Genomic DNA, 8,266 nt, shown 5'->3' with positions numbered 1-8,266 from the left:
TCACCCTCCGGCCAGCGTCAGGGGCACCGACAGGCCGCCCGGGCTCTGGTCGCGCACGTGCGCGTAGGAGATGGTCACCAGGACGGTCGCGAGGTCGTCGGTGGGGACGACGTCGACCTCCCGCAGCTCGATCCGCGGCTCCCACGTCCTCAGCGCGGCGTCGACGTCGCGGGCGATCGCGGCGCGGGTGGCCGGGTTGTTGGGCTCCATCAGGTGACGACGCAGCCCGCAGCCGAACTCCGGGCGCATGACCCGCTCGCCCGGCTCGGTGTCGAGGATCAGCAGGATCGACTGGCGGACCAGCGCGGGACCGGAGCGCATCGACAGCGCGGCGTTCTCGGGCACCGGGGGGAACGCCCACCCCCGGCCCAGCGGATCGGGTGACGCGGTCACGGGCGCACCACCTCGGCCCGGGTGACGCGGGGGACGAAGCGGGCGACCTGCGGCGGCGCGGGGGTCTGCCGCAGCGCGCCGCGGCCGATCCCGGCCAGGGTCGAGGCGTCGAGCGTGTCCGGCGGCGGCGCGCCGCGCGCCTGCTGCAGGGCGGCTGCCAGCGACCGGCCACCGGACCGGGTGCCGCCGAACAGGGCGGCGAGGGCCGCGGTGAAGCCCGGCCGGGCGACCACGTTCCCGGCCAGGCCGGCGTCGATGTCCAGCCCGCCGCCGAGCGCCTCGAAGTCGGCGACCAGCCCGGCGTCGATGGTCACGTCCGGGGGCAGGCAGAACCGCAGCGTCAGGAGGAACCACAGCTGGAAGACGAAGACGACGATCGGCAGGAACAGCTGCAGCACGAAGAACGCCACGATGGTGATCAGCGGGATCGCGAACGAGCAGACCTGGAAGCGGTCGTTGCTCATGGCGCCGGGGGCCCTGGCCGCCTCCAGGTCGTCGGTGGTGAAGGACAGCTCGGAGTTCGGCGGGGTCCGGAAGCGCACCCCGCCGGCCCCGCCGGGCCCCAGCCGGAACGCGTCGGCCTGCAGTTGGCGCAGGTCGGGCATCTGCACGGTGACCGGTCGGTTGCTGCTGCCCTCCAGGTCGAAGTGGCCGGCGAGGCGGTAGGGCTCGGTGGGCTCCGACCAGGTGACCGGGCACTCGCAGTGCCGCCCGTCCCGAGGGCACTCCGGCCGGTGCCGACGGGCGAAGCAGCGGATCTCGTACTCCTGCTCGTCGTCGAAGCGCGCGGCGCCGGTGAGGTCCACGTCGGCGGACCCGGTGGGGACGACGCCGAAGTAGACGACCTCGCCCGCCGCGTCGTGGTCCGGGCGGGTGGGGTCGGGCACGAGCGGGACCAGCGGATGGGCGACCTCGGTGACGTCCAGGGGCAGCTCCTCGACCGGGACCCACGCACCGCGGCCGGCGAGAGGGGTCCGCTCGTCGGCGGGCTCGGTCATCGGCGCCGGCCCGCCGGCGGCGTCCGCACCGACCGGCACCCAGCCGTGCAGCCGGCGGATCGGCCCCGCGGCCAGCGCCGCGGTCGCGTGCTCGCGCACGGCCCGCTCCGCGCTCGCCGCGCTCGCCGCCGCCGCCACGAGCCGGCGCTCGAGCACGCTCCGGCGCAGCGGTCCGGTGCTGCCCCGCAGCCGCTGCTCGAGGGCCCGCCGCCGGCGCCGGGCCACCGCCCACGCGCGCAGCGCCGTCGCGGCCGGACCGCCCGGGCCGCCCGGCAGGCTGCCCGTCCGGTGGCGGACGACGAACCCGGCCTCGCACACGTCCTCGCGGCGCACCCGCGGCAGGCCCGCGCCGTCGCAGTGCAGCGAGCAGACGACCAGGTAGTGCCGGTGGTGGCTGGGCAGGTACAGCTTGCGCGGGCCGTCGGGCACGCGGGTGGGCAGCGTGCCGAGCCCCTCCCCGGACAGCCGGGCGATCCGGTCGGTGGCGTCGACGAACTCCAGCCGCTGCTGCGGATCGGCGAGGAAGGTGTTGACCAGGTCGGGGCCGTCGTACTTCTGCAACACCGGGGCGCTGACCCGCACGGCCCGGCGGTCGGCCGGGTCGCCCGGCGGCGCGGCACCGTCGAGCCGGGGCCAGTGCCACCAGGGCGCGATGATCCGCCACTCCTGGGCGGTGCGGGTCTCGACGGTGGTCACCAGACGTTCCCCGCTCCCGGGCTGTAGCTGGGGGACACCACGGCCACCGAGGTGACGACGTTGGTGCAGGAGATCATCCCGTCGAACACCGCCGTCGGCGCGTGCACGTTGAGCGCCGCCGCGGTCACCTCGACCGTGGCGTTGGCGCGCAGCGAGATCTGCCCGCTGGGGGTGAAGGTCACGGTGGAGCCGTCGGAGTGGGTCACCTGCAGGCTGCGTCCGCCGTCGTCGAGCACCACCCGGTGGCCGTCGCGGCTGACCAGGGTCACCTTCGGGGCGGCGGCGTTGTCGTCGAACTCCAGCACCGCGCCGGTGCGGGACTTCAGGACCCGCTTGTCGTTGGGCCGGGTCGGCGTCACCGGCATCATCTCCCGGCCGTTCCAGCAGGACCCCACCACGTACGGCCGGCGCAGGTCGCCCGCCTCGAAGCCCACGACCACCTGCGTGCCGACGGCGGGCAGCGCCACGAAGCCCTGGTCGTCGTCGGCGTAGGGGCTGAGCAGGGTGGCCCAGGAACGCACGTCGGCCCCGGCGTCGCCCAGCCACGGGAAGCGCACCTGGACGCGGCCCAGGCGGTCGGGGTCGACGATGTCGGTAACCAGGGCGGGGTACAGCCCGAAGAAGCTCGACCCGGTCCAGTGCGGGGGGTGCGCGGCGCTGTCGAGCATCTGAGTCCTCCGGTCAGCCGGCGTTGACGGTGGGGCGCTCGGCCGCGAACCGCGTGCGCAGGCCGCGGGTCAGGTCGAAGCTGTGGTGGAAGCGGGTGACGTAGTAGCCGCCGCCGTCGAACGGCCGCCCGCAGCGGGCGAGGGTGACCCGGCTGCCGACGACGAGCTGCGGCGTGCCGGTGGTCGTGCCCTGCAGCTGCACGAACCGCCGGGACCGGCGCAGCATCTCGGCGCGAGCGAGGGCGCGGGCCTCGGCCTCCAGGAGCGGGACGTCGCGGACCCGTCGTCCGGCCACGTCGCCGAACGCGCGGCGCAGGGTCTGCGGGCCGGTGCGGCCCCCGGTGGTCTCGGCCTCGACCGTGGACGCCGGGGCCTCGGTCTCGATCGCCGAGCGGGTGGTGGCGTCGTAGCCGGAGACGTGCACGGAGGAGCACTGCTCGGCGAGGTCCGCGCGGGCGGTGACGTCGATGAGGTCGCTCCCCCGGGTCAGGGTGACGCGCGACCCGGGCCGCCGGTCGCGGGTGGCCAGGTGCAGCTCCCGGTCCCCGGCCCACAGCTCGGCCTGGATCCGGCGCGCCCGCTCGCGCAGGAACGCCAGGTCGCTCTGGTTCAGCTGCTGCACCACGTCGTAGGTGGGGCCGGCCGCCGCCAGCCGCGGCGCGAGGCCGTGCCGGCGGGCCACCGCGGCCGCCACGTCCTCGTCCGAGGACCGCAGGTAGGTCACGCTGCGCTGGCTGAACCGCAGCCGCATGAGGTCGTCCTCGGCGAACACCCGGACGGCGGGGACGTCCCCCTCGGTGAACCGGATCTCCAGCGCGGAGATCGAGCCGGTGAAGACGACGCGCTCGTTGCCCGGCGGGCCGAGCGAGACCTGCAGCCGCGCGCCGAAGTCCAGCACGTCACCGTCGAGGTACTCGACGACGTCGGTGCTGGACCGGCGCCGGGGAGCAGCGGCCAGCAGGTGCGCGCTCAGCGTCCGCAGGCCCTCGGCGTCCTCCTCGACGTCGAGGCGCACCAGGTCGCGGGCCAGCTCCGGCTGGCGGGTGCCGCCGACCGTGAAGACCGGGAACGCAGAGGCGAAGGCCGGCTCAGCCATCGAAGCCACCGCCGGCGGTGCGGGCCCGGATCCGGGCCTCGTCCTCGGCGAGCTCGCGGTGCCGCTGCCGCTCGTCCCAGCCCGCCGGGCGGTCCGGCCCCGCCGGCGCCGGCCGCTGGGGGGGCACGCCCTGCAGCTCCACCGAGCTGCTGACCTCGCCGACGTGGACGGTCATCGGGGGCCTCCACAGCAGCTCCGCGGCCCCGCGGCGGCGGGGCCGGCGTCGGGCGGCAGCGCCCGCCACCGCGGCACGGTCGGGTCGTCCGTCTCCGGCGGGTGCAGCCCCCCGGCCGCGCGCCCGGTGGCCCCGGGTGGTGCCGTGCCCCGCCCCGCCCCGGTCGTGACCAGCGCCCGGCGGGCGACTCGCCCGGCGCCCAGCCGCGGCCGCAGCGGCACCCCGAAGCCGTACCCCAGCGCCCGCGGATCCGGCGCCGGCCGGGCCGGGACCGGGCTGCCCGGATCGGCGGGCGGGAGGGCCGGGTCGGGACCGGGCGCGAAGGCGGACCGGGTGGCCGTGGCAGCCGCCGCGGCGTTGGCGGCGGCGGCCCGGTCCAGCACCACCGCCACCCCGCCTGCCGCGGCCAGCGCCGGCCCGTCGACACCGACCGCCGGGGGGACGGCCGCAGCGGGCGGCCCGGCCGGGGGCGCGGCCGGCGGCGCGGCGACGGCGACGCCGAGGCCGGCGGCCGGGGTGAGGGCCGCGGCGAAGTCGATCCGCAGCCCCGCGGGCAGCTCCCGGGGGTCGGTGATGCCCTGCAGCCCCTTCCAGGCGCGCGGGTCGAGCCCCATCCGGCCGGCGAAGTCCGGCGCGCTCTCCCCGGCGACGGCGGTGCCGGTGCGGTCCGGCGGCGGGAGCGGCGCCCCTCCCCCGGCGCCCGGCACCGCGGACCCTCCGGGGGGCACCGGCGGCACGGCTCCGGCGCCCGTGTTCGCGCCCGGCCCGGCCAGGGTCGCGTCGAACTCCGGCTTCTGCTCCTTGATCGTCACCGCGCACTTGGCCCGCAGCGGGACGCCGTTGGCGGCGAAGAAGTCGAAGTCCTGGTTGAGCCCGGTCATCACGCCGATCACGGAGAACGAGCCGTAGGTGAAGCGCAGCCGAGGCGGCACGGCCTTCGGCTGCTTCATCGCGGGGAGCACGAACCGCTCCAGCCGACGGGTGCGGGCGCGCACGTCGACCGGCTGCTCGGTGGTGCCCTCGTCGGCCGTGTCGAAGACGAGGTCGAAGGAGAGGGTCGACGTCGACCCCTGGTACTGGACCTTCTGCCGGCCGGTGTCCTTGCCGAAGTCGACGGTGCTGGCCATCTGCAGGCGCAGCGTGGCCGGGTTGATCTGGACGACGATCGGGTCCCCGACCCGGGCCGGCGCGGCGTCCGGCTTGGTCGTGACCTCCTCGATGGTGGCCTTGACGAACTCCATCACCGCAGCTCCAGCCGCAGGCCCTCGTGGGCGATCTGCAGTTCCTCGACGGCCACCTCGCCGGTGCGGGCGTTGAGCTGGGGACCGACCACCTTGGCCGGCAGCCCGCGCACGAACGTCCAGGTGGCGACGGCGGCCCGGTCCTCGTCGAGCACCTCGACGGTGCCGTCGTAGCGGCGCAGCGGCCGCACCCCGTCCACGACGTCCTGGAACCAGCGCCACAGGGCGGGATCGACCGACCCGCCGGCGGGGTGCAGCATGCCGCGGCGCAGGACGATGCGGGCGACCTTCGCCCGGCCGGCCCGCTGGACCACGCCGTTGTTGCGGCCGCCCTCCACGTACTCCCCGACGTCCATCTCCAGGTCCAGGCCCGAGCACTCCTGGAAGGCGCCGTTGCCCAGCGGCGGGCCAGCTGCCGGCGCCGGCCGGGCACCGGGCGGCGGCGGCACCGGCGGCGACGGCGAGAGGGTCACCCGGAAGCGGAAAGTGCGCGCGAACAGGTCGGTCACGTCGGCACCCCCTGTCCCCGGCCCACGTCCAGGTCGGCCTCGATCGCTCCCCGGGCGTCGAGGACGACCCGGAGCACGAGGAACTCCAGGGGCTCGGACGGCGCGACGCCGACCCGCACCAGCAGCCGGCCCGGCCCCTCGGCCTCCGGGTGGCCGACGTCGACGAACCACGACTCCTGCGGGGTCGCACCGGCGAACGCACCGCCGTCCGCGAGGTCGCCGAGCAGCTGCTCGAGGTGCCGGCGCAGACCGGCGCGCAGCGCGTCCCCCATCGGCTCGAACACCGTCCACGCCAGCTGCCGTCGCACCGTCCGCTGCAGCATCGACAGCAGCCGGCGGACCGTCAGCTGGCGCAGCCGCGGATCCGCCGACAGCGTCCGCGCGCCGGTCAGCCACACGCCACCGGGCCCGACCCGGAAGACGTCGACGCCGGCGCGGTGCAGCTCCCCGTGGGCCGGCTCCTCGACCCGGTCGAGCACGTCCACGACGCCGGCAGCGAGCTCGTTGGCCGGCCCACGGCTGATCCCGGCCCGCAGCTCGCAGCGCGCGAGGATGCCCGCGGCGACGGCGGACGGCGGCAGCCGCTCCAGCGGGCCGGCCGGGTCCGGGCCGGGCACGCGCAGCCAGGGGTGGTAGCCCGCGGCGTACGACGAGTCGAACGCCGACCGCCACCGCAGCACCTCGGGGGCCCGCACGCCCGGCGGGACGTCGAGCAGGGCGACCAGCCCGAGCCGCTCGGCCACCTCGACCAGCCGGCCCTGGCGGCGCACCACCTGCTCGAACCCCGCGCAGGTGGTCGGGTCCAGGGCCAGCCCGTCCAGCCGGCGCAGGTCCCGGCGGGTCGGGGCGGGTGCGGGCGGACGGCCGGCGGTGTCGCCGCAGACCCGGAAGTCCGGGCTGCCCGGCACGGGTGGCGGCGCCACGCGGACCGGCGCATCCGCCGGGGCGTAGAGGTCCGGGACGACGACGCTGGCCGGCTCGGGGACGTCGAGCAGTGCCTCGACCCCCTCGGTGCCCGCGGTCTCCTCGCCGCGGGCGCCGGCGAAGAGGTCCTCCTCCCGGACGAAGCGCCAACGGTCCCGCCCCCGCACCTCGGGGGGGCCACTCGCCCAGTCCCCCAGGTCCGGCGCCGGCTCGTAGCCCCGCGGCGTGCCGGGCAGCGGCGCGAGCAGCCGCGACTCCCGCTCGACGACGTCGGGCAGGAACCTCGGGTGCGCCGGCTGCAGCCCCAGCCCGGCGAAGCGCTCGCGACGGGGGCGCTCGGGGTCGCCGTCGAGCACGGTCAGCTCCCCCTCGACGAGCTCCACGACCGCGGCCGCCGCCGCGTCGTCGTCGCCGGGGGGCGCGACGACCCGGTCGAGCACCGCGACCAGGTCGCGGCCGCCGGTCCCCGGCCGCGGCACCCGTTCCAGGCGGGCCACCACGGCGAGGGCGTCGGCCCGGCCGGGCACGCGGAGCCGGAGCAGGGCACCGACCGGGACCGCGGAGCCCGGTGCCGGCACCACGACGGCGCCGGGGACCGCGTGCCGGGGCAGGCGGGCGCCGGGCCGGATCCGGGCGGCGAGCGTCCGCGGGACGAAGCGCAGCCGGATGGCCAGCCGGTTGCCCCAGGTCCCCTCGTTGCGCGAACGCAGCGCCAGCCCCCCCGGCAGCAGATAACGCGCGCAGCCCGGTGGGCGCGCCACCCGGCCGCGCGGCACACGGCGGACGATGCGCACCACGTAGGCGCGCCGTGCGCCCTGCGCGAAGTACGCGGCGACCGCGTGCGGCAGCAGCCCGGGACCGTCGAACCCGCCGAAGAGCTCCTGGTACTCGTCCCAGCTGTCCACGGGGACGGCGACCGACGGCGCGAGGCGGACCCCCTCGCCGACCAGCGACGGATCGCTCACCGGTTCGTAGGCCGGCCCGCGCGGGGCCACGCCGACGAAGGCGGCGACGTCCATCGGCTCCGTGGCCGTCCGCGGCTGCGGCACCGGCGGGGCCAGGTAGACCCCGGGGGCGCCGAGCACCACTCCGGCGATGCTCATCGGTACTCGATGCCCTCGTGGACCAGGTGCAGCTCCTCCATCGCGACCTCGCCGCCCCCCTTGGCCGCGAGCGTCGGACCGAGCCACTTCTTCGGCTGCGCCCGGGTGAGGACGATCTCCAGCGCGGGGTCGCCGGCCTCGTCGAACACCACGATCGTCACCGACCGCGGCTGGTACCGGCCCTCCCGCACGGCCTTGATCCAGGCGAAGATCTCGGTCGACCCGACCAGGCCGCGCTTGAGCGTGACCTCGTCCAGCTTGAACGTGTTGGGGATCTTGCGGACGGTGTTGGGCAGGTCGGTGCCCTCCCGGTACTCCGAGTAGTTGATCTCGTTGCCGAGGCCGGAGACGTCCGAGAAGCCGGCGTTGATCGCACCGCCGCCGTCCACAGGACCGAACTCGACCTTGAACTTGAAGGCGCCGTACGGGTTCTGGCGCACGATCGCGGGCATGTCCTGCTCCT

9 protein-coding genes are annotated in these 8,266 nt (G+C 76.7%); all 9 read right to left on the bottom strand.

Annotated elements, in window-relative coordinates:
- Genes ACI78Z_RS01470 through ACI78Z_RS01430 form a run of 9 tightly spaced genes read right to left on the bottom strand, consistent with a single transcriptional unit; the run spans window position 1 to window position 8,255 of the window.
- Window positions 1–393: a GPW/gp25 family protein gene (locus tag ACI78Z_RS01470; RefSeq protein ID WP_457034736.1), complete on the bottom strand. Its 393-nt coding sequence runs from the start codon at window positions 391–393 to the stop codon at window positions 1–3.
- Window positions 390–2,087 (bottom strand): hypothetical protein, encoded by a 1,698-nt coding sequence (locus tag ACI78Z_RS01465; RefSeq protein WP_457034735.1) that lies wholly within the window; start codon window positions 2,085–2,087, stop codon window positions 390–392. Before ACI78Z_RS01465 ends, ACI78Z_RS01470 begins: the two co-directional genes overlap by 4 nt.
- Complete coding sequence (locus tag ACI78Z_RS01460) at window positions 2,084–2,755, bottom strand: phage baseplate assembly protein V (RefSeq protein ID WP_457034734.1); 672 nt, start codon at window positions 2,753–2,755, stop codon at window positions 2,084–2,086. The genes ACI78Z_RS01465 and ACI78Z_RS01460 overlap by 4 nt, the downstream gene beginning before the upstream one ends.
- Window positions 2,756–2,768: 13 nt before the next feature.
- Window positions 2,769–3,851: a phage late control D family protein gene (locus ACI78Z_RS01455; protein WP_457034733.1), complete on the bottom strand. Its 1,083-nt coding sequence runs from the start codon at window positions 3,849–3,851 to the stop codon at window positions 2,769–2,771.
- Window positions 3,844–4,026, bottom strand: a complete 183-nt coding sequence (locus ACI78Z_RS01450) for a hypothetical protein (protein ID WP_457034732.1) — start codon at window positions 4,024–4,026, stop codon at window positions 3,844–3,846. The genes ACI78Z_RS01455 and ACI78Z_RS01450 overlap by 8 nt, the downstream gene beginning before the upstream one ends.
- Window positions 4,023–5,267 carry a CIS tube protein gene (locus ACI78Z_RS01445; RefSeq protein WP_457034731.1) on the bottom strand — a complete coding sequence of 415 codons (1,245 nt, stop codon included), beginning with the start codon at window positions 5,265–5,267 and terminating at the stop codon, window positions 4,023–4,025. Before ACI78Z_RS01445 ends, ACI78Z_RS01450 begins: the two co-directional genes overlap by 4 nt.
- On the bottom strand, window positions 5,267–5,776 hold the full coding sequence (locus tag ACI78Z_RS01440; RefSeq protein WP_457034730.1) for a phage tail protein: 510 nt from the start codon (window positions 5,774–5,776) through the stop codon (window positions 5,267–5,269). The genes ACI78Z_RS01445 and ACI78Z_RS01440 overlap by 1 nt, the downstream gene beginning before the upstream one ends.
- Window positions 5,773–7,803 (bottom strand): phage tail sheath C-terminal domain-containing protein, encoded by a 2,031-nt coding sequence (locus tag ACI78Z_RS01435; RefSeq protein ID WP_457034729.1) that lies wholly within the window; start codon window positions 7,801–7,803, stop codon window positions 5,773–5,775. The genes ACI78Z_RS01440 and ACI78Z_RS01435 overlap by 4 nt, the downstream gene beginning before the upstream one ends.
- A complete protein-coding gene (locus ACI78Z_RS01430) occupies window positions 7,800–8,255 on the bottom strand; it encodes a phage tail protein (protein ID WP_457034728.1) in 456 nt (151 codons plus the stop codon). The genes ACI78Z_RS01435 and ACI78Z_RS01430 overlap by 4 nt, the downstream gene beginning before the upstream one ends.
- Window positions 8,256–8,266 lie beyond the last annotated feature (11 nt).

The sequence above is a fragment of the Geodermatophilus sp. SYSU D01176 genome, assembly GCF_054050015.1.
The sequence above is the reverse complement of the archived record's forward strand: the minus strand, read 5'-3'. Positions and strand labels throughout refer to the sequence as shown.